The following is a 24,528-nucleotide window of genomic DNA, read 5'->3' as shown; positions in this document are numbered from 1 at the left end:
GAAAGAAGACTGATTTACTCAGTCTTCTTCAGACGATGAAGGGGCGATTCAGGTGTCTTCTTTGCCGTTGAGCATGTCGCGCACGCGGGCACGAAGGCGGCTTTTAACCATGGGTATCAGCTCTTCAACGAGTTCATCAACCATGCGCTCACGTTGAAGCAGGGAGGTTAGCGATGCCGTAGTCTCGGCCATATTAGCATCGAGTTCAGCGCGTTTTGAGGACAAGGCTGTTTCGCTGGCGCCCGGAAGTGGTGCCATTGCGGGTGACTCGGTTTCCTGGCCGCGATTTATCTTCTCGAGAATCTGGTTCAGCGGGCTCAGGCCGCTGGGAGGAGTTTGTCTCGGTGCTGATTGCTCTACCTTGGGTGCTTGGGGTGCGGGCGTTTGGGGCTTTGGCACGGCACGCAGAGAGGAAGGCTGAGAGGCAACGTCATTCACCGTTGGGATATCTGTTACCGTTGGGATGTTGCTGAGATCGAGGCTCGGGGGTTCGCTCACAGTCGGGATGTTGCCGTCAAAGAGGTCATCCAGAACCGGAATGTCATCCGCAGAGGAGCCAGATGAAGTCGGGTTATCAAGCACCCGTTGCAACATCTCGAGTTCGGCCAGAAGGTCTTTAGGCTCTTCCTTGTTTTTCATCAGCTCATTCTCATATCGTTGTGCGTCACCGGATATCCCCGATCTTTCAGAAACCGGAAGTGTTGGCGCGTGTAGGCCAGAATATCGTCTTTCTGAACGACAATTTCTACCAGTCTTTCAAAACGGCTGAAAAAAGCCGGTAATTCAGCGCTCAGGTTAATAATGACATCGTGGTGATGTCCGGGTTCCTGAGCCCAACCAATGCTTACCGGGCAGTCTACAGGTGCGTCTTTGGCTGTCAGCAGCGCGTGCGGTACAAAGGCGTCTGCACGGAATTGCCAGAGCATATCATCGAGTTCTCTGGCTTTCTGCTCATTGTCCACCTGAAGCAGGATTTTATGACCCTTCTGCTGAATCTGTTCTACCAGCCGACAAGCGAAGAACCACTGATCATGGTCTGCCTGGCCACCTAGTATGTAGAAGTCTGCTCGGGTCATTACGAATCTTTCTGCCTGCGAAACCGGTGTAATACTACGTCGATTTCGAGTGTCAGTGAATCAATTGTCTGGAGTTTTTCTGCGCGTTCCGGACTGACCTTCCAGCGATGCGGTGTCATATTGAACAATGCGACCAGAGGATCACCACCGGGCACCGTTACTTCGTAGGTCAGCTTTTGCTCATCGACGGCGATGAACCTGGCATCTGCCATCTTTGCAACCGGCGAAAAACTCTCAGCCTTAACCTCATCGTAGATGACTTCCCGCAGTTGCATCAAATGCTGCGGCCCGGTGTTCACGGTAATGATTTCACCGTCATCCGCGAGGGCATGATCCAGGCCCTGAGGCATGAGTGGGGTAAACAAGCTGATGATGGTCTTTATACTGCGGGCGGAAACCGGAGGCCGAGCGCCACTGGCGACCAGCCAGCGGATATCTTTTGTACGTCGGCAGGCGCCTTTGATGGCTTCGCGGGAGATATCCAGACCGATGATTTCACACCCGGATTGCTGCTGGAGGCGATGAGTGTAGTAACCCTCACCGCAGCCTATATCAAGCACGGGGCCTGTCTTCACCAGCGCATTCAGAGCGTCTGATATCGGTTCATAGATACCCGAATCCAGAAAGGCTGTACGCGCCCGGACCATATCTGCGTCATCTCCCGGATTCTTCGACTTCTTCTGGTTGACCAGCAGCAGGTTGATGTAGCCCTGTTTAGCCGTGTCATAACTGTGGCGGTCAGGGCATTGCCACTGTTTACCATTGGCGGCCAGTGGCTGTTCGCATTTCGGGCAGATAAGCCCGGAGGCAGAGTCTTTCATCAGGCAAGTAATTCAACCAGCATGGCTTCGTAGATGTCGGTCAGTGTATTCAGGTCATCAGCACTGACGTGTTCATTTACCTGGTGGATGGTCGCATTGATCGGGCCAAGCTCGACTACCTGAGCACCTGTCGGAGCAATAAAGCGCCCGTCGGAAGTGCCGCCTGATGTTGAGAGTTCCGTCTCGCGGCCGGTGACGTCTTTAATCGCTTTAACGGCAGCTTCGACTAAAGCGCCTTTGTCAGTCAGGAACGGCTGGCCGCTCAGTTTCCAGTCGATGTCGTACTCAAGGCCATGCTTGTTCAGAATCGCTTCGGTACGTTCTTTCAGAATCTCTGCGGTCAGTTCAGTCGAGTAGCGGAAGTTAAATACGACTTCGCACGTACCTGGGATCACGTTAGTGGCACCGGTACCCGCATTAATGTTGGAAATCTGGAAACTAGTGGCTGGGAAGAAATCATTACCCTTATCCCACTCTTCTGACGCCAGCTCCGCCAACGCAGGCGCAGCAATATGTACCGGGTTCTTCGCCAGGTGCGGGTAGGCGACATGGCCTTGCTTGCCTTTTACTGTGAGTACACAGCCCAGTGAACCACGACGGCCATTTTTGATAACGTCGCCGACGAGCGTGGTCGACGACGGTTCGCCAACCACACACATGTCGATTTTTTCGTTACGGGCTTCCAGTGTTTCAATCACCTTAACCGTGCCGTTGTGGGCAGGGCCTTCTTCATCGGAGGTAATCAGATAGGCGATTGAACCTTTGTGGTCAGGATATTTTTCAACAAAGCGTTCGGTGGCGACCAGAAATGCAGCCAGTGAACCTTTCATGTCGGCAGCACCACGGCCATGCAACATACCGTCGATGATTTTCGGCTCAAACGGCGGGTTGTCCCAGTTGGCTTCCGGCCCGGTAGGCACTACGTCTGTGTGTCCGGCGAAGCAGACGACAGGCTGACTGTTACCTTTTCGCGACCAGAAGTTATCTGTATCACCGAAGCGTAATGGCTCGTTGTTGAATCCGAGAGCGGCAAGGCGCTCCATCATCAATGCCTGGCATCCTTCATCTTCAGGTGTCACGGATGGACGGGCGATCAGATCAACGGCAAGTTGCAGCGTCGGTGTCATGGTGGTTCCTGCGTTTTTGATGTTAGTTATTGTGATTCCGAGGCGTGAATCATATCACACAGGGGGTATATGAGGCGTTTGTTCGCTTGCCGCAAGTAGATCTGGCCCATACCATAACAGTCTCTTTACAAATGCATGTGGACTTAGAACTTATGACCGAGAGCCTTTCGCGCGAGCAACTTAATACTGTGATGGATGAAGCTGATCTTCTGAAAAGCAAAGAAGAAGTCGAAGCTGCCCTTGATTCTCTGGCGGCTGACATCACAGCGCGGCTGGCAGATAAGATGCCTGTGGTTTACAGCATCATGAATGGTGGACTGGTGGTTGCAGGGCAACTGCTGACCCGGCTTAGGTTTCCTCTGGAACAGGGCTACATGCACGCGACCCGTTACCGGGGAGAAACCACAGCTCAGGCAGACCTGCAGTGGCAGGCGCCACCATCGGTGCCTATGGATGGCCGTACTGTGCTGATTGTTGATGATATCTTTGATGAGGGTTACACCCTGGAGGCAGTCGTTGAGGCCTGTAAAGCACAGGGCGCGGCGGAAGTTCTCACGGCGGTGCTGGTGGATAAGCAACATGATCGCAAAGCGCCTGGTATGAAGGTCGATTTCATTGGCCTGGAAGTCGAAGATCGCTATGTTTTCGGCTTCGGTATGGACTACCGCGGTTACTGGCGCAATGCACCCGGTATATACGCTGTAAAAGGCCTCTGATCAGCGTTTCTCCAATGCTTACCAGACCCGACGCCTGAGGGAGCCAGTACCTTGCGTACTGGCATCTCTGTAGTAGGTAAATCTTTCCAGCAGGCCAGGCAACTCGACTACACTGAGATTGCGGAGGTGGCCGATTATATGAATGTTCAGTTCATCAATCCCTTCATCGAGACGATTAGCAACATTCTCGCAACCATGGCATCAATGACGTGTGAGCATGGCAAGCCATATCTGAAAGAAGACGGGAATCCCCTGGGAATCGTGACAGGGCTGATCCCTATGGAAGGCGATGCGGTTAATGGTTCTCTCGCCATCAGCTTTAATGAAGACACTATCATCAAGATAAGCAGCAGCATGCTGGGCGAGGAAGTCGCGGAATTTGACGATACCTGCAAAGACCTGACCGGTGAACTTACGAATATGCTATCTGGTGGCGCTCGTAAACTACTCTGGGAGGGCGGGTACAGCTTTGAGATGGCTACGCCCAAGATGTTAACGGGCGACGCGCCGATCGTGCACCACGTTGAAGGGCCTGTGGTCGTTATTCCGTTCGATACAAAAGCCGGTGAGTTCTACATTGAGGTTGTGATCGGCAGCCGACTTAAACGAGCGGAAGTCGCAGGCGCTTAACCGCAACAGACTGTTGCGCGAGTGCTGACAACGGCACCTCTCTGACCATTTGATTCCCTCTTCTGGACGTGTAATATGACGATTCGTCAAAAATGACGGATCGTCAAAAATGATTACATTGCACACAGCGTTACAGACTTTGAAAAGTCTGCTTTTCAACTTACAACCGCACTGCCCATTTCAGCAGCGGCGGCTGGCGGCTTGCCCGAATTCCGCGGTCATGTTGATGGAAGACATGTCGCCCAAGAGCTCCTCTAGGGCACCTGAGCCGGTAAAGCCTGAGCGCACACCGCGTCAGGAGGAAAAGTGGCAGAAGCGCGAAAGCACTCTACTTGATCACGTACAGTTCATCATCGATGACGTAGGTTATGCGCATTTCAATATGGACCGTCTGGTCCGCGCCAGTGATGTATCCAAGGGCACCGTCTACAACCACTTTACCAGCAAAGAGGATTGCCTCGCTGCACTCTGTTGCCGTGGGATGGAAGAGCTCAAAGATATGTTCTTACGGGCGCAGGCATTTGATGGCAAGCCTCGGGAAAAAGCCCTGGCGATTCACTACGCCTACCGCCTGCATATGAAGTTGCATCCGGTGATGTCGACCGCTCTGGTGACCGCCCGCACGGCGGCCTTCGTCGAGAAAACCTCACCGCAGCGTGCTGCGAAAGTCCGCCACAACGATGAAACCCTCTTTGCAATCGCCTTTGAAGTGATCGACGCCGCCGTTCGGGCGGGTGATCTTGAGATCACCGAGGATCTGGATGCCACCGTAATTACCTTTCTGACATGGTCGACCTCCTATGGAATCAACATGTTGGAGGACACAGGATTCGAGCACACGATCAGTGATCTGCTTGAAGAAAAGAACATCGCTTTAATCGGAGCGAATGTGCTGATGGATGGCATAGGCATGAAGCCTTTGTCGAAGGATTGGGACTATCGGGCGACCTGGCAGCGCATTGCTGAAGAGGTGTTCCCGGAGGAAAGTCAGAGAGCTTCGCTTTAATTCAGGAGAGCGCACTATGCGTCAATGGGTAGAAAAACTGGCAACGGAACGTGCATGGCTGGTGATTGCCGCGCTGATTATTGCGGCTCTGGCCGCAGCAGCAGGTGGTGGCAATCTTTATTTTCGTGGAGATTACAAAGTCTTCTTCGAAGAAGGGTATGGCCCGCTGAATGATTTTGAAGAGATGCAGAAAATCTTCAATAAAAGCGACGGTATCGCGGTATTAGTGGTGCCTGAATCGGGCGAAGTGATCGACGAGACTATTCTGACCCTGATACAGGAATACACAGAGGAAGCCTGGCAGACACCGTTTTCCAGCCGTGTAGATTCTCTGACCAACTACCAGAATACATGGGCCGAGTACGACGATATGATCGTCGAAGACATGGTGCTCTATCCTGAAGAGCTAACGGAAGACGACCTCAACCGAATTCGTGAAACCGCGCTGGCGGAGCCATCTCTGAATGGTCGGATTATCTCGCCTGATACAGAGGTCAGCCTGATCAATATTACGCTGCAATTGCCGGACGTAACTGACAACACTGCGAACGTCGCCAGTGTGATGGATTTTGTACGCGATCTGAGTGCGCAATTTGCCGAGCGCTACCCGGATATTGCTTTCTATCACACCGGAATTATTCCGATGAATTACAGCTTCGCGACGGAAGGCCAGAAAGACATGTCGACTCTGGTTCCAGCGATGCTGCTGTTGATCATCGTCCTTCTGGCGGTGCTGCTGCGCAGCGTGCTGGCGATGCTCGCCACTGTCGTTGTTCTGGTACTGACCATTATGGCCACCATGGGGCTGGCTGGATGGATGGGTTTTTTCCTGTCGACGGGGACCATTAACGTACCGATTGTGGTTCTGACTATTGCGGTGGCGGATTGCGTTCATGTGGTAGCGACCATGCAATATGGCATGAAGCAAGGTAAGAGCAGAAAAGAAGCCGTGCGCTACAGCCTCGAGTTGAACTGGATGCCAATTTTTATTACCAGTGCGACGACCGCGGTTGGCTTCCTGACACTCATGATGTCGGAGTCTCCTGTATTCGCTGACTTCGGATTTCTTTGCGCTATGGGTGTGATGTTAGCGTACGTGATGTCTGTCACTCTGTTCCCTGCTTTGTTGTCGGTGCTGCCGGTCGGAGCGGGTGGCCGCGTCGACGATAAAGCGCCTGCGATGGCTCACTTTGGTGATTTCGTGATTCGTCACCAGACGCCTTTGTTGTGGGGCGGTGTCGCTGTAGTTGCTGTATTAAGTGCACTGGCGATGCGTAATGAAATTAACGATGTCGCAACAGAATACTTTGCTGAATCGACGGCGTACCGTCAGTCGGTTGAAAAGCAGGCCGATACGCTCTCAGGTTCACAGTCTATCGATTGGGCCATGTACACTGATGAGGCCGGCGGTATCAGTAATCCTGAGTTTATTGCAGTGATGCGCGATTTTACCGAGTGGCTTGAACAGCAACCGGAGATTGATCACGTCAGTGGCCTGTCGGATACCTTTAAGCGCCTGAATAAAAACATGCATGCGGACGATCCTGACTGGTACAGAATTCCAGACGATCGTGAGCTGGCAGCGCAGTATCTGTTGCTCTACGAAATGTCATTACCGTACGGACTTGATCTGAATAACCAGGTTAACGTGGATAAGTCTGCAGTACGAATGACGTCGATTCTGAAAAATCTGGGAAGCGTTGAGATTATCTCGCTTGAGAACCGCGCCAAAGACTGGATGGATGCAAATGCTCCCGGTATCCGGCTGACTGCTGCCAGCCCTTCAGTGATGTTCTCTCACATTGGTGAGACGAATATGAAGAGCATGATTCTCAGCATGATGATGGCACTGGTGATTATCTCAGGCATCCTGATTTTTGCTTTACGGTCGCTCAGGCTGGGTGTGATCAGCCTGTTCCCGAATATTACTCCAGCACTGGTTGGTTTCGGTTTCTGGACCTTTATTTCTGGTGAAATAAACCTGGGCCTTTCTATCGTCAGCTCAATGACTCTTGGCATTATTGTCGATGATACAGTGCACTTTCTGAGTAAATATAAGCGTGCACGTATGGAGGGAATGATGACCGAAGCGGCAGTGCGTTATTCGTTTATCAACGTTGGCCGTGCTCTGCTGATCACCACTCTGGTTCTGGTCCTTGGCTTCTCTATGCTGGCGTTCTCAGCATTCCGCCTGAACTCAGACATGGGTATCGCAACGTCGTTGATTATTCTGATCGCACTCATTATTGATTTTCTCATCCTGCCACCCATGCTGTTGTGGCTGGATAAAGATAAGCCTGAAGCAAACGCTGAAGAGCAGACATCCCTAAAAGGAGAACACGCATGAAACTGATAACTACACTCGTGACGGGACTGGCATTGGTTGCACCTTTCGCTATCGCTGATGACGGTGGCCGAGGCCTCGAGATCGCTAAGGAGCGTAAAGCGCGGGACACCGGCTGGGGCGATTCTCAGGCTGAGATGACTATGATTCTGCGTAACTCACAGGGGGAAACCTCTGAACGGAAAATGCGCCTGAAGAATTTTGAAATCCAGGACGACGGTGATAAAGGCCTGACGATTTTTGATGAGCCTAAAGATGTCAGCGGTACGGCGTTTCTGAGCTTTTCTCACAATACGAAACCTGATGATCAGTGGCTGTATTTACCCGCACTGAAGCGTGTTAAGCGTATTTCTTCCCGCAACAAGTCAGGCCCTTTTATGGGCAGTGAATTTGCTTATGAAGATATGGGGTCGTTCGAGCCTGAAAAGTACGAATTTACTTATCTGCGCGATGAGCCATGCGCTGAGGATATGACGTGTCATGTGGTAGAAAGTGATCCGGTGGATAAATTTTCTGGCTATACCCGCCAGATCAGCTGGATCGATACCGAGCACATGCGCGCGGTAAAAACGGAATACTACGATCGTAAAAATACATTGCTGAAAACACTTGAGCTGTCTGAGTGGAAACTCTACAAAGATAAGTTCTGGCGTGCGCACAAGCTGGATATGCAAAACCACCAGAATGGCAAGAGCACGACCATCATCACGCACGGCATTGAGTTTGATACCGGGCTGAGCGAATCGGATTTCAGTCAGGCATCGCTTAAGCGTGCTCGATAAGGCAGTAATATGAAAAAGCTACTTCTGACAGTGTCTGCGTTGCTGGCAGGCGCGGGGGCTTCCCCTCTGGTGAGTGCGCTCGACTTGTCGCTTGAGGCGGGTATTGAAGGACGTCGCTTCCTGGAGTCCGGTGCTTACAGCGGGCAGGTCGATGATCAATGGTCACTGACGTTGCAGCCTGAAGTCGTCTGGGATGCAGAATCTGGCAACGGTCGTTTCACTTTCGTACCTTTTTATCGCAAAGATTTTGCAGATGATGAGCGAACGCACGGTGATATCCGTGAAGCCATGTTCATGACGTGGAATGGCCCATGGGAGCTGCGCGCTGGTATAGGTAAAGTATTCTGGGGCGTTACTGAGTCTCTGCATCTTGTTGATGTCATTAACCAGACAGACTATGTAGAAGCCATTGATGGCGATCAGAAACTGGGTCAGCCAATGATCCAGGGGATCTGGTTGTCTGACGTTGGTACCTGGGAGGCCTTCGTACTGCCCGGCTTCCGGGAACGTACATTTCCGGGCGAAGCAGGGCGCTATCGCACCGAGCTTCTGGTCAGCGGTGATGCTGAATACCAGGCCGACGAAGAGCAGCAGCATGTTGATCTGGCGGCACGTTGGTCTTACGTTTCTGAGCTGAACGGGTATCCACTGGATCTGACGGCGTCTGTATTCCGCGGTACATCGCGCGATCCTTTGTTGGCTCCTCAGGTGGAAGTCGTCAACAGTGTGCTCACGCTGACTGAGCTGGTGCCGTACTACGCTATGCAGAATCAGATCGGTTCTACCATACAGTTTGCGCCTGAAGGTTGGTTGCTTAAGGCAGAACTGTTGTATCGCGATTATCAGCTTGATGCCTTACCGGGTGGGATAGAGGTCAAAGATCAGACCGCAGCCGTTGGTGGTTTTGAATACACTCTGGTTGGCCCGTTTGGAAATGCGGCTGATCTTGGCTTACTTGCCGAGTATCAGTACGACAGCCGTGGTGCAGAGTATTCTGACGCCCAGAATGATCTGTTCTTAGGCACGCGTTATGTTTTCAATGACATGGCGTCGAGTGAAATTCTTGCGGGTATTACACAAGATCTCGATTATACGGGCACTCGTTTATTTCTGCTGGAAGCCAATACCCGGTTAAATCCGTCGATGACGATTGATGCGACTATTACTTTGGTAACAGCAGAGGAGGAGTCACTTGCGAGCATTTTCCGCCGAGATGATACCTTCGAAGTGGCGCTAAACTTTTTCTTCTGATGCCATTCTGCACTGGCGGCCTGTCGAGGGCCGTCAGAGGCGGTAAAGAAGGGTAAAATGCAATATCAGTCGCTCTGCTGAGGCTCTATCATTGGGCTCAGATTATTATGGAGCTTCTTCCGTGAGCGGCCCCCCTTCCTACCTCTCTGGCCGGTCGACAAGACTGGCATCCCGGCTACTTCTGCTTTCTTCTGCCGTCATGGCAGTGCAGGGGTGCAGCAGCGTTGCTGTATCAGAACCTGACCCCATCGTTCTTCCCGATACCTTCACTGATCAACAACAGGTCTTACCTGCGGTCGATTGGTGGACGACGTTTAACGACAGTGAACTGAATGAGTACGTCAATGATGCTCTGCAAGGCAATTACAGCCTACAGGCTGCAGAGGCGCGTTTGCGTCAGAGCCTGGCACAGTTACGGGGCTCGCGCAGTGATTACTATCCGGAAGTTAATGCAGAGCTTGGAAAAAGCCGGCAATGGACCAGTGAAGACTCAACCACGGATACCTGGTCAGCCGGCTTAACCGCCAGTTATGAAATTGACCTATGGGGTGGCATTCGTGCGGGAGCAGCTCAGTCCCGCTTCAGTGCCGATGCCAGTGAAGCGGCGTATCGTACGTTGGCTAATACAGTAGCGGGTGAAGTCTCGACCTATTGGTTGGGGTTGCGTGTTCAGGCCGGAAAGCTGCGTCTTCTCGAAGACCAGAAGCAACGTCTCGCAACTGCGCTTAAGGTAGTCGAAGGTCGTAAGCGTCGCGGGCAGGCAGCACTGACAGATGTCTGGCAACAACAGCAGCTGGTTGAGTCACTGAGTGTTGATATCATCGAAGCTGAAGCACAGCGTGATATCTATCTGCAACAGCTTGCTCTCTGGCTGGGTCGTGGGCAGGCGCCTATAACGGCTGATATGGTGTCTGACCTGACGCCAGTTCCTCAGCCTGATATGGCACTGAATAACGTTCCTCTGGAAGCCCTGAAAGCACGCCCGGATGTTCAGGAAGCGTACGCCAGGCTTCAGGCGGCCAGTGCCGGTGTGGCGGTTGCCGCCGCGAACCGTTATCCTCGTTTTTCACTTTCGGCTAGTTATCGCGACAGTGATGCAGATTTCAGTCAACTGTTTGATAACTGGGTAGCCAACCTTGCTGGCTCTCTGGTGTTGCCGATCATTGATGGCGCAGGCCGTCGAGCAGAAGTCGAGCGCCAGAAAGCAGCAGAGCAGGAGGCTCTGGCAGACTATAGTCAGACCGTTCTTGAAGCCGCTCAGGAAGTTCAGCAGGCGTTGGTAGAAGAGCAGCGTTACCTGAAGACGCTACAAAGCCTTACGGATCAACTTGAACTGGCACGAAAAACTCTCGAACTACAGGATTACTATTACGCGCGTGGTCAGATTGATTTTCTCGATCTGCTCAACGCTCAACAAGAACTCCTGAGCCTCGAATCCCAGCAACTGACCGCCCGCTGGAACCTCACCCAATCAAGAATTCAATTATACAAAGCCGTTAGTCACGGTAGATTCGGAGAAACCGACGCATGACCGATCGTAAGAAAAACCTGGCATTAGCCGGTGTCAGTATTCTTATCATTCTTGCGAGTTTTGGCGCGTGGAAACTCATTCAGGATACGGCGCCCAAGCCGGGTAAAAAAGAGCGGGAAAAAATAGCGCGGCTTGTAGATGCAGAGCCGCTTGAGAAAGTGGCTTCCCGTGCGTCGTGGCAAACTGGAGGTGCGGTAACAGCGTCCGACAGTGTGACTCTGGTTGCTCAGGTAAGCGGAAGAGTGGAGCAGGTCTCAGCTCAGGCGGTGCCCGGTGCGCTGTTAGAGAAAGGCGCGTTATTGGCGCAGCTTGAAAAGGGAGATTATGAATTAGCACTTGAGCAGGCTCTGGCAACATTGGCTCAGGCTAAAGCGGCGCTCGCGATTGAGGAAGGACAAGTCAGCCTGGCGCAGGAAGAGTACGCACTTTCAGGCACCGAGCTGTCGAACTCTGACCGTGCACTTGTTCTGCGCGAGCCTCAGCTTCAGGTAGCTGAAGCCGACATGGCCAGTGCTGAAGCTGCTGTAAAACAGGCGAGAATTAATCTGGCACGTACCGAAATCCGGATGCCTTTTGATGGTCGCTTGAGTTCCCGCGCGGTCAGCCCGGGGAGCTATGCCAGTGCAGGTAGTGAACTATTTTCGGCCGTTGCAACTTCTGAGTTCTGGGTCGAGGCGAAATTCCCCCGATCTTTCTTACCGCTTCTGGATCGGGATCACGAAGTGATCGTATCGCACTCCGCCTGGGGCAATAAAACCCGCACGGCTACTATTCTGAACGTGTTACCAGGCGTCGATAGTGGTGACCGTCAGGCGCGCGTTATTCTATCTCTCAAGAGCCCTCTGGACCCAGAGTATGGCCCGATCGTTCTGGTGAATGATTTTGTCACTCTGACGCTCGCGGGGCGGGAGTTTGACAATGCTTATCAGGTGCGCCGTGATCGCGTTAATGACGACGGCAGTGTTTGGGTAATTAATGACCTGAAGTTACGCAAGCGACAGCCTGAACTTCTTTATTCCGGGCGTGACTTTGTTTGGTTCTCGGAAGGTTTTGAGGCGGAAGACCAACTGCTTGCCAGCCAGGTTGATGCCGCGGTTGAGGGGATGCCTGTGCGGGTTTCAGGCCAGAGATCTGACCTGAATCCAGACCAGAAATCTGACGAAAGCGCAGGAGATCAGCCATGATCAATAAGGCTGGACCAGTCTCCTGGATGGCGCGACACGGTGTTGCGCCTAACCTGCTGATGGCATTTCTGATTATTGGCGGCATTCTTATGTCGCTGGCAATTCGCAAGGAATTTATCCCGAGCACTGAAGCTGATTATGTTTCGGTGAATGTTGCTTATCCGGGCGCGACGCCTTCAGAAATGGAGCAGGGCGTTGTCTTACCGATTGAAAATGAACTGACGGGCCTCGATGGTCTGAAAGAAATTACGTCGACGGCTGCTCAGGGCTCTGCCCGTGTTTCTGTGGAGATTGAGAATAGCGGTGACCGTCAGAAAGCGTATCAGGATATTCAGCAGGCAGTCAGTAATATCAGTAGCTTCCCGGCGGGTATCGAGCGTCCTGTGGTCAGTCTGTCCGGCCATTCTATTGATGTTATGGACATCAAACTCTTTGGCCCTCTGAGTAAATTTGAACTGAAGAAGCTGGCCGAGCAGATACGTAATGATTTACTGGCGGCGCCAGAAATTACCAACGTTGAAGTTAAAGGTACGCCTGATGAAGAACTGCACGTTGAGATCTCTCAGGCAACACTTGAATCTTATGGCCTGACCCTTCAGCAGGTGGCGAATACTATTGCTGCCAACGCCATCGAGCAGAGCGCCGGTACGGTTCGTACCAGTGGCGGCGATATTCTGCTGACGTTGGATAATCGTATTTATTGGGCGGATGAATTCAGTAAGTTGCCTGTGGTCAGTGATGACTCTGGTGTGCTATTACAGCTTGGTGATATCGCTACGATTTCTGATGGCTTTGGCGATACAAACCGTGAAGTGACGTATAACGGCAATCCTTCCATCGGGCTGGATATTTACCGTAGTGAAAACCAGACGCCTTTTACCGTTACCGAAGCCGCGTATCGGCAAATGGACGAAATTAAAACCCGTCTTCCTCCGGGCGTTGAACTGATCGTTACGGATGATGATGGTGAAACGTATAACCAGCGTGTCGGCCTTTTAATGAAAAATGCCGCCATTGGTCTGGTGCTGGTTCTTGTATTGCTGAGTCTGTTTCTGGAATATCGTCTCGCCTTCTGGGTGACGATGGGTATCCCAACGGCGTTCTTAGGCGCCTTGCTGTTAATTCCAGCGGCCGATGTATCCATCAATATGATCTCGATGTTCGCCTTTATTATTGCGCTCGGGATTGTCGTTGATGACGCCATTATCGCCGGTGAAAATATCTTTGAGCATATGCAGCAGGGTATGGCATTTCCAGATGCCGCTGTGCAAGGCGCGAGAGAAGTCGCCGTGCCTCTGGCATTCGCCATTCTGACCAACGTCGCTGCATTTTTACCGATTCTTGCGCTGCCGGGAATGATGGGAAAACTGTTCCTTGCGATCCCTGTGGTTGTAATCAGCTGCTTCCTGATTTCTTGGATTGAAGCCCTGTTTATTCTGCCTACACACCTTGCAAATCTGAAGAGAAAACCGAAAGACGCGCCGCTGAACTTTCTGGAGAAAATTCAACGAAATGTCGATAGCAAGCTGGGTTACTTTATCAACGAAATTTACCAGCCGATATTGCGCCGTGCAGTTCGTGCGCCGGGCCTGACTTTCGCTGTTGCATTTTTCTTTCTGATGATTGCGATGGCATGGGCTGCTAGCGGCCGCATGGGCTTCAGCATGTTCCCGCGTCTTGAGGGTGAGTTTGTTGTTGCTACGGTTGAGCTGCCTTCAAATGCACCTCTGCAACAGGCGACGGACGTGCGCAAAAAACTGGAGCAGGATCTTCGTACCGTTGTTGCGCCATACGAAGCTGACGGTACCGAGTTTTTGTTAAGTATCGAGGGCGACGTCAATGGCACCAGTGTTGAGGTCGAAGGGCAGCTGGTTGACTCGGATGCACGACCAATTCCTGCAGCAGAACTGGTGAACTTATGGCGTGAAGAAATCGGTGAAATTGCGGGTATTCGTAGCCTGACGTTTGACTCTGAGCGCGGCGGCGGTCCTTCTGGGGGCGCGGGCCTGACGGTCGAGCTTCGTGGTAGCCATACTGATGTGCTGGAGCGAGCCAGTGAAGATATTGCAAATGCTCTGGCGGGTATTACCGGGGTCAAAGACATTGCGAATGGGTTTAACAGCGGTAAACCTGAATGGGATGTTGAGCTAACGGATCAGGGGCGCAGTCTTGGCCTTGAGGCCGACGATGTTGCGGCACAGATTCGTGCGGCGATATACGGCTCACGTGCGTTACGTCAGCAGCGCGGTAACAGCGAAGTCACGGTTCTGGTGCGTTTACCGGAAGAAGAGCGTAGCCGTGCCGCGGATATTGAGCGCTTACGTATTCTGACGCCGTCTGGCAGCTACGTACCTCTGGCAGAAGTCGCAATTCTTGAGAAGGGCGTGTCGCCGTCATCCATATCACGACGCAACGGTCGCCAGATTGTGAACGTAACGGCGAACGTCGAGCCGAGAGAGCAGGTGCCAGCGGTGATGAGTTTGTTGCGGGAGAGTATTTTTCCGGACATGCGTTCGCGTTATCCCGGCGTTGATTTCGGCTTCCAGGGGCGTCAGGCCGAAACTCAGGAAAGTATGTCGTCACTTAAGCTTTACGGCTTTTTCTCGATGCTGCTGATTTATGTCTTGCTGGCGATACCGTTCAGAAGTTACTCGCAGCCTTTGCTGGTAATGGCGGTGATTCCCTTCGGTGCTGCAGGAGCCTTATACGGGCACCTGATGATGGGCTATGGCCTCAGCGTGATGAGCATCATGGGGATCGTTGCGCTGGCAGGTGTTGTCGTCAACGACAGTCTGATATTGGTCGATTTTGCTAACCGGCAGCGTCGTGGCAAGAAAATGAGCGCGCATGACGCGATTATTTCGGCGGGCATCCGTCGTTTCCGACCGATTCTGCTCACCACTCTGACGACCTTTGGTGGGCTTGCGCCTATGGTGTTCGAGACTTCGCGTCAGGCGCAGTTTATTGCACCCATGGCGGTATCCCTCGGGTTCGGCATTCTGTTCACGACCTTCGTCTGTCTCCTGGTTCTGCCGGCGCTCTACATCATGTTAAGCAACATACTGGATAAGCTGGGATTGAGTGATGTCGAAGGCAATGATTCGGCGGATGATAGTGAGTTCGCTGATATTGAGCCTCAGGACGCGACAGTAAAAGCCTGATCGCGTATGTGATCAGTAAATTGCCTGGCGGCCTTTATCGCGTCGCTGGGCTTTACTGATGGGCATGACCATACGGAAGTGCACACCGGTATCTGATGGCTCAATACTGATATCGCCTTTCATACGCTGTTTAATGATGTTGTAAACCAGATGCATACCCAGTCCAGTACCACCGTCGCTGCGGCAGGTCGTGAACATTGGCTCAAATATTCTTTTCGCAGCTTCACGGCTGAGGCCGATACCGTCGTCCTGATAATCCATGATCAGGTTGTCTGAATCTTCTTTTATCGTAATGACAACAAGGCCCTCAGCCCGACCTGAAAAACCATGTTTCAGCGAGTTTGTGATGAGGTTAGTCAGTATCTGAGTGATCGCTGTTGGGGATGCCTGTATGCAGATATCCGCAGGGCAATTAACCCGGATTTCGTACGGGTGATTACGCAACATAGGCGACAGGCTGCGCAGCAGATCAGAAATAGTTTTGTGAATATAAATCCAGTCGTTGTCATCATTGATATGACCCGCTGACACTGATTTAAAACTCTTCATCAGGCTGGTAGCGCGACGCAGATTTTCTCTCAGCAGTTCAAGACTCTCAGAAACCCGCGACCATTCTTCCGTTTTGGCCAGTTCCGGATACTCCGAGATGACCGCCTGTACGTCATTACGAAGACACGACTCCATCGTCAGACATAAGCCCAGTGGCGTTTCGATTTCGTGACCGATGCCAGCGATCATGCCGCCGAGCGCGGATTGTTTTTCCGCTTCGATCAGTTGGGACTGAGTGGTGTTCAGTTCGTCGACGGTCTGATTGAGCTGTGCAATGGTTTCTGACAGGTGCTCGGTACGTTCCTCGACCCTGTCTTCAAGCTCGGTGTTCGCTTTACTTAACTGATGTTGAGCCAGCTTGTTGCGCTCAAGCTCCTTAATCAGCTGCTCGTTGAGTTCACGAAAGGCCACCATCAGTTGATCGACGTCGTCCATGGAACGGCTTGGGCTGATATCGACTGGCGTCAGAATGCCGTGTTCAATCCGGCTGTTTACAGCCCGTGCCAGCTTGGTGATGCGCCGCGTGACAATCTGATGGAGTACGAGCACCAGGGCGCCCGCGAGTACCAACAGCAGGAGGAAAATACTGCCGATATAGGGCGAGGCATTCTCTAGCGCTTTCAGCCAGGGGCTGCCATTGAAATACGCAACACTGAGATCGCCGACCAGCAGTTCGTCGTAGTAAATCGGGATGCGGGTAACGTGCGAATGGTATGGCCGTGTACCGGCCTCGGCGCTGAAGTTCTCTGTGTCGACGGCGCGAACATAAGAGACACCCGGGTCTCCCTGTAAACCGGCTACAAGCAGGCGTAGCTGCTGTTTGTCGTACTGCCAGAGAGCGTGGGCAATAGCGGGTTTGAAGGTGTTAGTGATGCGCATCATTTCCTGATGCTCACGCTCAATCTCACGTTCAAACTGAATGCTGTAGAGCAGGGTGCCGGCAATGCTGCCAACGAGGGTCAGCGTCAGGCAGATATACAGAAACATCCGGCAGACGATGGAGCGTCTGCCGGATGTTGAGATCTTCTGGGGTTCTTGTCTCACGCTGGCTCTTTCTTGCAATACTGGGACTCGCTTCCTGTTATCCCCCGGCGTAACGCTTACCCGTTATCGCTGGGCTGGCTGGTGAGCTTTCCACGCATGGCACTGAAGTAAAGCAGCGGAATCACAACCAGAGTCAGAACTGTCGATACCAGAATACCAAAAATCAGCGAAATCGCGAGACCGTTGAAGATAGGGTCATCAAGAATAAAGAAAGCGCCAATCATAGCCGCAACACCTGTCAGTGCAATGGGCTTCGAACGCACGGCCGCAGAGTGCACGACGGCGTCTTCGAATCGCATGCCTTCACCTGTTTTCTGGTTAATAAAATCGACCAGCAAAATAGAGTTCCGCACAATGATGCCGGCCAACGCAATCATCCCGATCATTGAGGTGGCAGTGAACTGGGCACCAAACAGGGCATGCCCGGGCATGACACCAATGACCGTTAATGGAATGGGCGCCATGATAATGAGCGGTACCAGATACGACCTGAACTGCGCGACCACAAGCAGGTAAATCAGGATCATGCCAATACCGTAGGCAATACCCATATCCCGGAATGTTTCATAGGTTATCTGCCATTCGCCATCCCACTTCATCTCGATCGTATCGGCCATGGGCGGTTGCTGAATAAACCATTGCTTCCAGTTCAGGTTGTGCTCTGGCATATCCATGGCAATTGAGAATAAGCCATAGAGAGGACTATCGAGCTCGCCAGCCATATCTGCAGTCACGAAGACTACGGGCTTGAGGTTCTTACGGTAAATGGTTTTCTCGACCGTCGATTTTTCAATCGCCACCAGGTCCGCGAGCGCAAAATAGCGACCGTCTGCACTTTTTACTCTGAGGGTCAGAAGATTATTCAGACCGGTTTTATCGCCTTCGGGTAACTCCAGACGAATCGGCAGAGGATACTTCTGCTGGCCTGTATGAAGGTAACTGACATCTTCACCACCCAGCGCGGTATTGATTGCCTGCACAATGCTTGCTTGCGCTACGCCCACATGGGCAGCGCGTTGACGGTCGATACGGATCAGCCATTTAGCCTGATCATCTTCAATCATATCGTCGGTATCAACGATATCGGGTGTCGCTTCAAATACTGCGCGCAGCTGTTTTGCCGCTGCTATCTGGCGTTCGTAATCGGGGCCATAAATTTCAGCGACAATGGGCGCCATGACCGGTGGTCCTGGCGGTACCTCAACGACTTTTATATTGGCATTCATTTTCTCGCCAATGGCTTGCAGAGGTGCGCGGACTGACAGGGCAATGTCGTGGGACTGGCGATCTCGCTGATGTTTATCGACAAGGTTGACCTGAATATCTCCCTGATGAGGAAGCCCTCTCAGATAATATTGCCGTACCAGACCGTTAAAGTTGATAGGCGCCGCTGTCCCCGCGTACATCTGAACGTCACGGATTTCAGGAACTGTCATGAGTTCTTCAGACAAGGCTTCCAGCACAGCGAGTGTTTCCTCGACGGGGGAGCCCTCAGGCATATCTACGACGATCTGAAACTCGGATTTATTGTCGAAGGGCAGCATTTTCATCACTACCGCGGTAAATACCGGCAATGACACTGCGATAATGATCAGAAGAGTAATAGCGGCAAACAGTAACCCGCGTTTTTTTCCAGCCCCTTTGCTTTCAATAAAAGGGCGCATCGACTTATTGAATACGGCATAGAGTTTTCCTGATGCTTCGTCGTCATCGTGCGTTGCGGGTGTGTTCTCGTGTTTCTCTGACACTTTTTTAAGCAGCTTGTATGACAGCCATGGTGTGACGACAAAGGCCACAACCAGAGAAATAAGCATACCAGTCGAGGCGTTAATCGGGATTGGACTCATATACGGGCCCATTAATCCAGAAACAAATGCCATCGGCATCAGTGCAGCAATTACCGTAAACGTAGCTAGAATCGTAGGGCCGCCAACTTCCTCGACGGCGGTAGGAATAACTTCAAGAAGTTTTTTGCCGCCTTTATGCATATGGCGGTGAATATTTTCTACGACGACGATGGCGTCATCGACAAGAATACCAATGGAGAAAATAAGGGCGAACAAGGACACACGGTTGAGGGTGAAGCCCCAGACCCAGCTTGCAAATAATGTGATGGCGAGGGTAATAAATATGGCGCCGCCAACAATAATGGCTTCGCGCCAGCTCATGGTCGCCAGTACCAGCACAACGACAGCGGCAGTCGCAAACAGGAGTTTTGCGATCAACTTGTCGGACTTATCCTTCGCTGTAATACCGTAGTCACGGGTGACCTCGGCAATGACGGTGTTTGGAAGCAAGCGGTTTTTCAGTGTAGTCAGCCGCGCTTCAATGCCTTGTGTAATATCGACTGCGTTTGTACCCGGCTGTTTGGCTATAGCAAGCGTGACGGCTGGCAGGCTGCTTTCCATACCAAGGGCCCGGTAGCTGACGTATTGTTCTGGCGTGTCATTGGCCAGCGTTATGTCTGCAACGTCAGCCAGATATACCAGCCCGCTTTGACTGCGACCGACAATCAGTTGGCCCACTTCAGAACGGTCGCGGAGAAAATTTCCCGCCTGAATCTGAATAACCTCGTTATTCTGGACGAGTGACTGACGATAGCCTCCGACATTCGCACTCAGAAGTGCATTCCGGACATCGCTGAACGCGAGTCCGTGACCATTCATACGTGCAGGGTCGAGTTTTACCAGTAAAACATCTGAGTGAGTTCCAATGCTGTAGATATCCCGCGTACCAGGTATCTGCTTCAGATCAGTCTCGAGTGTATGTGCAATGGCGGTCAGTTCGTTAGCGCTGACGGAAGCGTCTTTGCCGCGCAGGGTAATACTCATGATGGGCACATCATCAATGCCCATCGGTTTAATGACCGGCTCCATGACGCCGAGGTTGGGTGGAAACCAATCTTTGTTGCTGTGCACCTGATTGTAGAGATTCAGGATCGCTTCTTCGCGAGGAATTCCGACTTCAAATGCGACCGTCAGTATGGCTTGCCCTGGCTGACTGATTGAAAAGATGTCGTCGACTCCCTTTATTTCAGACATGACCTGTTCAGCGGGGATCGAAACCAACTGCTCAACATCCTGTGCACTGGCTCCCGGATATCCGATGAACACATTTGCAAAGGTCACGTCGATCTGTGGTTCTTCTTCTTTCGGCGTCACCAGGATGGCGAAGAAGCCAAGTAATAAACCAACGATGGCGAGGAGAGGAGTAATCGCGGAGTTCTGAAACGCGCGCGCGGTTTTTCCTGATATTCCCAGAGGTTGTGTCATGGTGTCCCTCACTTACTTAACATCAGGCTTAGCATCGGTGCTGGTGCTACTGTTGGCACTTCTGTCGCCCAGTTCATCAAGCGCATTGGCCTTGATGGTTTCGCCAGCATTCAGACCCGCCAGAATTTCGTACCAGGTTTCTCCCTGGCGTTGTTGAGGGAGTTGTTGCGGGAGTTGTCTTTGAGCACCGACGCGCACTTGTCTCAGAGTAGAGCGTTCGTTCATTGTTACAAAGACAGCGGTCATTTCGCCACGGCGCAGAATTGCAGCTTCGGGAACGAGAATGGCAGGGCGTGAGCCTACCTGAAGCTGAACTTTAACCCACTGGCCCGGAACGACCGTCTGGCTCGTTTCTTCCGCAAGTGTTGCGCGCAGACGGACACTGTGGCGGCTGCTGTCTGCGAATGGGTAGAGGGTAACGTCAGTTGCTGGTGCGTGTGTGTCTTTTACCTGAATACTGACCTGACTGGTATCTGAGTACTTTGCAGCGATACGCTGTGGAACGTCTGTCACGGCGCGCATTGCGCCAGTGCCATAGCCACTCATTAAGGGTGTTCCCGGGCTGACAAACTCTCCGACTTCGACGAATCGTTCCATGATGATACCGGCGTAGGGTGCTGTGACCTCGGTATAAGAAAGCTGTGTGCGGGCCTGACGCAGAGCTGCTTTAGCTGCTTCGACGTTGGCAGCTGAACTTTTCGCCTGTGCTTCCGAACGGTCGTATTCACCTTGAGAAAGTGTGCCTTGTTTAACCAGTCGGGCATTGCGCTTCAGCAGTGTCTGGGCGTCGTCGTTGAGTGCCTGGGCTTGAGCGAGCGCTGCTTCTGCTTGAGCTAACGCCGCCTTTTGTTGGGTGTTATCGATACGGATGAGTATCTCGCCATTTTCTACTCTGTCACCGACATCGCCATTGATTGAGAGAATATTGCCACTCGTCTGTGCTGAAATCGTACCTGAGTTGACTGCTTCGATAGTGCCGTCGAGGTTGAAGGTATCTGGCAGCATAGTTTCTGTGATGGTGAGTGTCTCTGCCATCGAGTGAAGAGGCATCAGGATAACGCTGGTAAGCAATGCGCTGTTCAGAAACTTCTGGAGACTCATGATTGTTCCTCTCTGGTTCTCATCGGCTTATTCACTTCTGGCGGTTTCTAATCTGGGCCGGAAATGATCATAATATTACTACTTGGTAATATGCTAATGAAAGAACATGTGTTGCGCAACTTTTCTGTGCTGAATGATTCAATACCCTTCCATGTCCACTCCATACAGGACAGTAGACAGAGTAGATGACTTTCAGCAGAACGGGGTTCGTCGTTGAGGGGCCTCAGAAATCAGTAAAAGGGTCGTGCCAGTCGTCAGGGACGTCGGGCCAGTGGAAGCCGGACGGGTTTGAAAACACGCGCTGCTGTGCCTGGCCGTCGTTGAACTCCAAAGCCCAGGCATGCAGATAGGTCCGGTCGGCTTCATCACCACCATATCGGGTGTCGCCGAAAATAGGGGCGCCGAGGCTTTTCATCGCAACACGCAGCTGGTGAGTTTTTCCGGTATGAGGCTTCAGCAGAAAAAGGCGCTCCCCAAAAGAGGTGTCAAGCCTGCTCCAGAACCGGGTGATTGCGGGGTTATCAAGGGTGCGTAGAAGGCGATAACTGCCGTTTCGGGCTTTACCCATATCACCTTTGATGATGCCCTGCTTCTTCTTTGGGCGCTGCCGCGACAGGGCAAGGTAGTACTTACGAGTTGCCCGTTCAGCAAATTGCTGCGACAGGAAAGCGGCGCTCTCTGCTGACGTGGCGACCAGAACCAACCCAGAGGTGACTTTATCCAGCCGGTGCACTGGCCAGAGCTTCTGGCCAAGCGCGGCTTCGGCTGCGGCGAAGAATCCGGGCACACCATCTTCACTGTGAAAGCTTTGGCCTGCGGGTTTATCCAGTACGAGCCAACCTTGCCCCCGAGCAATGACTGAGGGCACAGAGTCAGAGGGTTTAGTCGCAGAGGACTCACTCAACGGTGTGCGTCCTGCTCCATGATTTCGAGAAGACGTCTTACCAGGGCTTCGAAGAGCTCCGCTTGCTGATTACCTGACTCGGCAGTTGTGGTGTACATCAGGCTTTCTATTTCTGCTCTGGACATGTACTTAACAGCAACAGGGTTCGTCATAGAGGTTCCTTACGGGCAAGCTGTTCTGATCAGAAGCGATAGCTGATCAGAAGGTTTGAAAGGATAGGGGCTGGCGGTGTGTCGTTTCCGGTGGCTGCCTTATTTTCCTGGCGGTAGTCACGGGTGTCGCGGTAGGTTGCCGCGATTTCAAGAGTAAGGGCCTTGTATTGGTAACCTGTGCCAAGCTGCCATCCCCAACCATTAAATACCTGTGGGTCAGCCTCGCCATTACGGCGCACATCAATCACTTCGCGATGCCATGCAGGCCCTGTGTGAATGCGGAACCCAGGCTGGGCCAGGCCGTAACCTATCATCATCTGGGTCTCATAGCCCCAAAGTGAAGTATCGCCCTCATCGAGTGCGTAAATAATGAAGCGGGAGCCGTGATAGTTGTCCTGTGGAAATTCGGCAAAGATCGTAGTGCCTGACTGGCGGAAGTCCGGCATGTAGTCAGGAGCCGGGTGAACGTCGTACTTCAGGAGGCCAGCCCCGACTCTGAAGTTAGTAGGCTCAGCATGTACAGTATCGACCGTTGCGAAGATTGTTGCGAACACACCAATGAGCGGCAATAGCAAGCGCATGATTTGGGCTCCAGATTAAGTCCCGCAAGGCTATCCCAGTGAACTGTCGCTGGCAAGCGCTACCAAGCTGGCGTCAGGCCGGGTAAGCTAACACTCTGTTCGCTCCGTCGAACAGATACATTCTCTACCGGTTTTAGCGTGTTATATGAAGTGTGAGCCTGGCTGCGGCGCCTGCTGCATTGCTCCGTCGATTTCCAGTTCGATTCCCGGAATGCCTGAGGGTAAGCCTGCGGGTGTCCGCTGTGTTCAACTCGACGAGGACAACCTTTGTCGCTTGTTTGGCGATCCATCACGTCCGGATGTCTGTCATCAGTTCAAAGCTGACCCTGATATTTGTGGCGGGGGGAGTAAACAGGCCATGGCCAATCTGATTGAGTTGGAACGCATCACCTGACCGAGCTCGTTGACTGGAGGCAAACGTGTATAAATTCGTATTTTTTGTGCCAGAGGACCATCTGGAGCCAGTGAAAGAAGCCGTATTTGCTTCTGGGGCCGGCCGGATCGGTGACTATGAGCATTGCTGTTTTCAGAGCATAGGAGAGGGCCAGTTCCGCCCTCTTGAAGGGGCACAGCCTCATATCGGCAAAGTTGGTGACATAGAAAAGGTCGTTGAATATCGCGTAGAACTGGTCTGTACCGACGATCTGATCAAAGCGGCGGTCGCTGCAATGAAGTTGGCGCACCCGTACGAAGAGCCTGCCTACGACGTGTGGCAGCTCGCCGATATCTGATTGTCAGTCATTGCCTGCGTGTAAAGCCTGATCGGGGCGGATATCAAACACGTGAGGCCCGGTAGCGCCGTCGATAAAGCGCTTCAGTGTTTCTGATACCGTCGGGAAGGCGATCTCATCCCATGGGATTTCAGCGGGCGTGAAAAGCGCAACCTCCAGACTTTCAGGGCCGGCAGAAAGTTCGGGTACCTGCATGTCAGCGAGAAAGAAAATATGGACCTGGTTTATGTGCGGTACGGTAATCATGCTGTAGAGGTTACCCAGTACAGGACGGGCTTCCGCTTCTTCCCAGGTTTCTCTTAGAGCCGCCTGTTCGGTACTTTCACCGTTCTCCATAAACCCGGCAGGGAGTGTCCAGTAGCCTTTGCGCGGAGAAATCGCGCGTTTACACAGCAATATCCGGCCGTCAAAGACCGGAAGTGTCCCGGCAACGATTCTGGGGTTTTCGTAGAAAATGGTGTCGCAGCTATGGCAGATGTGACGGTGACGGTTGTCGCCCTCAGGAATGTCAAAGGTGACTTCAGCGCGGCAATGGCTGCAGTATTTCATGGTGGTGGCCCCCAGT

At 52.4% G+C, this 24,528-nt stretch carries 22 protein-coding genes; 11 read left to right on the top strand and 11 right to left on the bottom strand.

All coding sequences use genetic code 11. The features are described from left to right. Nucleotides 1-48: 48 nt before the first annotated feature. Genes AC5E51_RS05435 through dapE form a run of 4 tightly spaced genes read right to left on the bottom strand, consistent with a single transcriptional unit; the run spans nucleotide 49 to nucleotide 3,024 of the window. Nucleotides 49-639 (bottom strand): hypothetical protein, encoded by a 591-nt coding sequence (locus AC5E51_RS05435; RefSeq protein ID WP_488045681.1) that lies wholly within the window; start codon nucleotides 637-639, stop codon nucleotides 49-51. Beyond that, the gene (locus AC5E51_RS05430) at nucleotides 639-1,076 is read right to left on the bottom strand and encodes a DNA polymerase III subunit chi (RefSeq protein WP_068439921.1); all 438 of its coding nucleotides are present in this window, start codon (nucleotides 1,074-1,076) and stop codon (nucleotides 639-641) included. Before AC5E51_RS05430 ends, AC5E51_RS05435 begins: the two co-directional genes overlap by 1 nt. Then, a complete protein-coding gene (locus AC5E51_RS05425) occupies nucleotides 1,076-1,897 on the bottom strand; it encodes a putative RNA methyltransferase (RefSeq protein ID WP_491778232.1) in 822 nt (273 codons plus the stop codon). Before AC5E51_RS05425 ends, AC5E51_RS05430 begins: the two co-directional genes overlap by 1 nt. After that, a complete protein-coding gene (gene dapE / locus AC5E51_RS05420) occupies nucleotides 1,897-3,024 on the bottom strand; it encodes a succinyl-diaminopimelate desuccinylase (protein WP_488072535.1) in 1,128 nt (375 codons plus the stop codon). Before dapE ends, AC5E51_RS05425 begins: the two co-directional genes overlap by 1 nt. A gap of 152 nt (nucleotides 3,025-3,176) precedes the next feature. Between dapE and AC5E51_RS05415 the strand changes: the two genes are divergently transcribed. The 9 genes from AC5E51_RS05415 to AC5E51_RS05375 all read left to right on the top strand — a co-directional run bounded on the left by AC5E51_RS05415 (nucleotide 3,177) and on the right by AC5E51_RS05375 (nucleotide 15,629). Further along, entirely contained in the window at nucleotides 3,177-3,740 is a 564-nt protein-coding gene (locus tag AC5E51_RS05415; protein WP_488072536.1) for a hypoxanthine-guanine phosphoribosyltransferase, read from the top strand. 51 nt (nucleotides 3,741-3,791) lie between these two features. Further along, complete coding sequence (locus tag AC5E51_RS05410; RefSeq protein WP_488072537.1) at nucleotides 3,792-4,370, top strand: chemotaxis protein CheX; 579 nt, start codon at nucleotides 3,792-3,794, stop codon at nucleotides 4,368-4,370. A gap of 235 nt (nucleotides 4,371-4,605) precedes the next feature. Then, nucleotides 4,606-5,376: a TetR/AcrR family transcriptional regulator gene (locus AC5E51_RS05405; RefSeq protein WP_491222931.1), complete on the top strand. Its 771-nt coding sequence runs from the start codon at nucleotides 4,606-4,608 to the stop codon at nucleotides 5,374-5,376. Nucleotides 5,377-5,392: 16 nt separating this feature from the next. Next, entirely contained in the window at nucleotides 5,393-7,723 is a 2,331-nt protein-coding gene (locus AC5E51_RS05400; RefSeq protein ID WP_068439912.1) for an efflux RND transporter permease subunit, read from the top strand. Further along, entirely contained in the window at nucleotides 7,720-8,502 is a 783-nt protein-coding gene (locus tag AC5E51_RS05395) for an outer membrane lipoprotein-sorting protein (protein ID WP_068439910.1), read from the top strand. The genes AC5E51_RS05400 and AC5E51_RS05395 overlap by 4 nt, the downstream gene beginning before the upstream one ends. Before the next feature lie 9 nt (nucleotides 8,503-8,511). Beyond that, on the top strand, nucleotides 8,512-9,753 hold the full coding sequence (locus AC5E51_RS05390) for a hypothetical protein (RefSeq protein WP_068439908.1): 1,242 nt from the start codon (nucleotides 8,512-8,514) through the stop codon (nucleotides 9,751-9,753). 121 nt (nucleotides 9,754-9,874) lie between these two features. Beyond that, nucleotides 9,875-11,284, top strand: coding sequence for a TolC family protein (locus tag AC5E51_RS05385; RefSeq protein WP_491778231.1), 1,410 nt, complete (start codon nucleotides 9,875-9,877; stop codon nucleotides 11,282-11,284). After that, a complete protein-coding gene (locus tag AC5E51_RS05380) occupies nucleotides 11,281-12,468 on the top strand; it encodes an efflux RND transporter periplasmic adaptor subunit (protein ID WP_491778230.1) in 1,188 nt (395 codons plus the stop codon). Before AC5E51_RS05385 ends, AC5E51_RS05380 begins: the two co-directional genes overlap by 4 nt. Then, nucleotides 12,465-15,629, top strand: coding sequence for an efflux RND transporter permease subunit (locus tag AC5E51_RS05375; RefSeq protein WP_491778229.1), 3,165 nt, complete (start codon nucleotides 12,465-12,467; stop codon nucleotides 15,627-15,629). The genes AC5E51_RS05380 and AC5E51_RS05375 overlap by 4 nt, the downstream gene beginning before the upstream one ends. Before the next feature lie 12 nt (nucleotides 15,630-15,641). Here the strand turns inward: AC5E51_RS05375 and AC5E51_RS05370 are convergent, their stop codons facing one another. The 6 genes from AC5E51_RS05370 to AC5E51_RS05345 form a co-directional block, all read right to left on the bottom strand. After that, a complete protein-coding gene (locus AC5E51_RS05370; RefSeq protein WP_491778228.1) occupies nucleotides 15,642-17,222 on the bottom strand; it encodes a sensor histidine kinase in 1,581 nt (526 codons plus the stop codon). A 56-nt stretch (nucleotides 17,223-17,278) separates the two neighbouring features. Continuing rightward, nucleotides 17,279-20,494: an efflux RND transporter permease subunit gene (locus AC5E51_RS05365; RefSeq protein WP_491778227.1), complete on the bottom strand. Its 3,216-nt coding sequence runs from the start codon at nucleotides 20,492-20,494 to the stop codon at nucleotides 17,279-17,281. 12 nt (nucleotides 20,495-20,506) lie between these two features. Continuing rightward, on the bottom strand, nucleotides 20,507-21,595 hold the full coding sequence (locus tag AC5E51_RS05360) for an efflux RND transporter periplasmic adaptor subunit (protein WP_491778226.1): 1,089 nt from the start codon (nucleotides 21,593-21,595) through the stop codon (nucleotides 20,507-20,509). Between the two features lie 223 nt (nucleotides 21,596-21,818). Then, nucleotides 21,819-22,499 carry a TIGR01621 family pseudouridine synthase gene (locus AC5E51_RS05355; protein ID WP_491778225.1) on the bottom strand — a complete coding sequence of 227 codons (681 nt, stop codon included), beginning with the start codon at nucleotides 22,497-22,499 and terminating at the stop codon, nucleotides 21,819-21,821. Next, nucleotides 22,496-22,651, bottom strand: coding sequence for a cell developmental protein SirA (locus AC5E51_RS05350; RefSeq protein ID WP_068439891.1), 156 nt, complete (start codon nucleotides 22,649-22,651; stop codon nucleotides 22,496-22,498). The genes AC5E51_RS05355 and AC5E51_RS05350 overlap by 4 nt, the downstream gene beginning before the upstream one ends. A 29-nt stretch (nucleotides 22,652-22,680) precedes the next feature. After that, complete coding sequence (locus tag AC5E51_RS05345; RefSeq protein ID WP_297532948.1) at nucleotides 22,681-23,232, bottom strand: hypothetical protein; 552 nt, start codon at nucleotides 23,230-23,232, stop codon at nucleotides 22,681-22,683. Nucleotides 23,233-23,377: 145 nt separating this feature from the next. On the opposite strand from AC5E51_RS05345, the gene AC5E51_RS05340 reads away from it, so the two are divergent. Beyond that, entirely contained in the window at nucleotides 23,378-23,626 is a 249-nt protein-coding gene (locus tag AC5E51_RS05340) for a YkgJ family cysteine cluster protein (protein ID WP_301378430.1), read from the top strand. A 25-nt stretch (nucleotides 23,627-23,651) separates the two neighbouring features. After that, nucleotides 23,652-23,963, top strand: coding sequence for a YqfO family protein (locus AC5E51_RS05335; protein ID WP_301378432.1), 312 nt, complete (start codon nucleotides 23,652-23,654; stop codon nucleotides 23,961-23,963). Nucleotides 23,964-23,966: 3 nt separating this feature from the next. Here the strand turns inward: AC5E51_RS05335 and AC5E51_RS05330 are convergent, their stop codons facing one another. After that, entirely contained in the window at nucleotides 23,967-24,512 is a 546-nt protein-coding gene (locus tag AC5E51_RS05330; protein WP_301378434.1) for an NUDIX hydrolase, read from the bottom strand. Between the last annotated feature and the right edge of the window lie 16 nt (nucleotides 24,513-24,528).

This window comes from Thalassolituus sp. (assembly GCF_984348125.1).
The sequence above is the reverse complement of the archived record's forward strand: the minus strand, read 5'-3'. Positions and strand labels throughout refer to the sequence as shown.

Coding starts and splice junctions, on each gene's coding strand:
- AC5E51_RS05430 (WP_068439921.1), bottom strand. CDS start 1,076: ATGACCCGAGCAGACTTCTACATACTAGGTGGCCAGGCAGACCATGAT.
- dapE (WP_488072535.1), bottom strand. CDS start 3,024: ATGACACCGACGCTGCAACTTGCCGTTGATCTGATCGCCCGTCCATCC.
- AC5E51_RS05400 (WP_068439912.1), top strand. CDS start 5,393: ATGCGTCAATGGGTAGAAAAACTGGCAACGGAACGTGCATGGCTGGTG.
- AC5E51_RS05390 (WP_068439908.1), top strand. CDS start 8,512: ATGAAAAAGCTACTTCTGACAGTGTCTGCGTTGCTGGCAGGCGCGGGG.
- AC5E51_RS05395 (WP_068439910.1), top strand. CDS start 7,720: ATGAAACTGATAACTACACTCGTGACGGGACTGGCATTGGTTGCACCT.
- AC5E51_RS05330 (WP_301378434.1), bottom strand. CDS start 24,512: ATGAAATACTGCAGCCATTGCCGCGCTGAAGTCACCTTTGACATTCCT.
- AC5E51_RS05345 (WP_297532948.1), bottom strand. CDS start 23,232: ATGCGCTTGCTATTGCCGCTCATTGGTGTGTTCGCAACAATCTTCGCA.
- AC5E51_RS05380 (WP_491778230.1), top strand. CDS start 11,281: ATGACCGATCGTAAGAAAAACCTGGCATTAGCCGGTGTCAGTATTCTT.
- AC5E51_RS05365 (WP_491778227.1), bottom strand. CDS start 20,494: ATGACACAACCTCTGGGAATATCAGGAAAAACCGCGCGCGCGTTTCAG.
- AC5E51_RS05425 (WP_491778232.1), bottom strand. CDS start 1,897: ATGAAAGACTCTGCCTCCGGGCTTATCTGCCCGAAATGCGAACAGCCA.
- AC5E51_RS05340 (WP_301378430.1), top strand. CDS start 23,378: ATGAAGTGTGAGCCTGGCTGCGGCGCCTGCTGCATTGCTCCGTCGATT.
- AC5E51_RS05360 (WP_491778226.1), bottom strand. CDS start 21,595: ATGAGTCTCCAGAAGTTTCTGAACAGCGCATTGCTTACCAGCGTTATC.
- AC5E51_RS05435 (WP_488045681.1), bottom strand. CDS start 639: ATGAAAAACAAGGAAGAGCCTAAAGACCTTCTGGCCGAACTCGAGATG.
- AC5E51_RS05405 (WP_491222931.1), top strand. CDS start 4,606: ATGTCGCCCAAGAGCTCCTCTAGGGCACCTGAGCCGGTAAAGCCTGAG.
- AC5E51_RS05375 (WP_491778229.1), top strand. CDS start 12,465: ATGATCAATAAGGCTGGACCAGTCTCCTGGATGGCGCGACACGGTGTT.
- AC5E51_RS05415 (WP_488072536.1), top strand. CDS start 3,177: ATGACCGAGAGCCTTTCGCGCGAGCAACTTAATACTGTGATGGATGAA.
- AC5E51_RS05350 (WP_068439891.1), bottom strand. CDS start 22,651: ATGACGAACCCTGTTGCTGTTAAGTACATGTCCAGAGCAGAAATAGAA.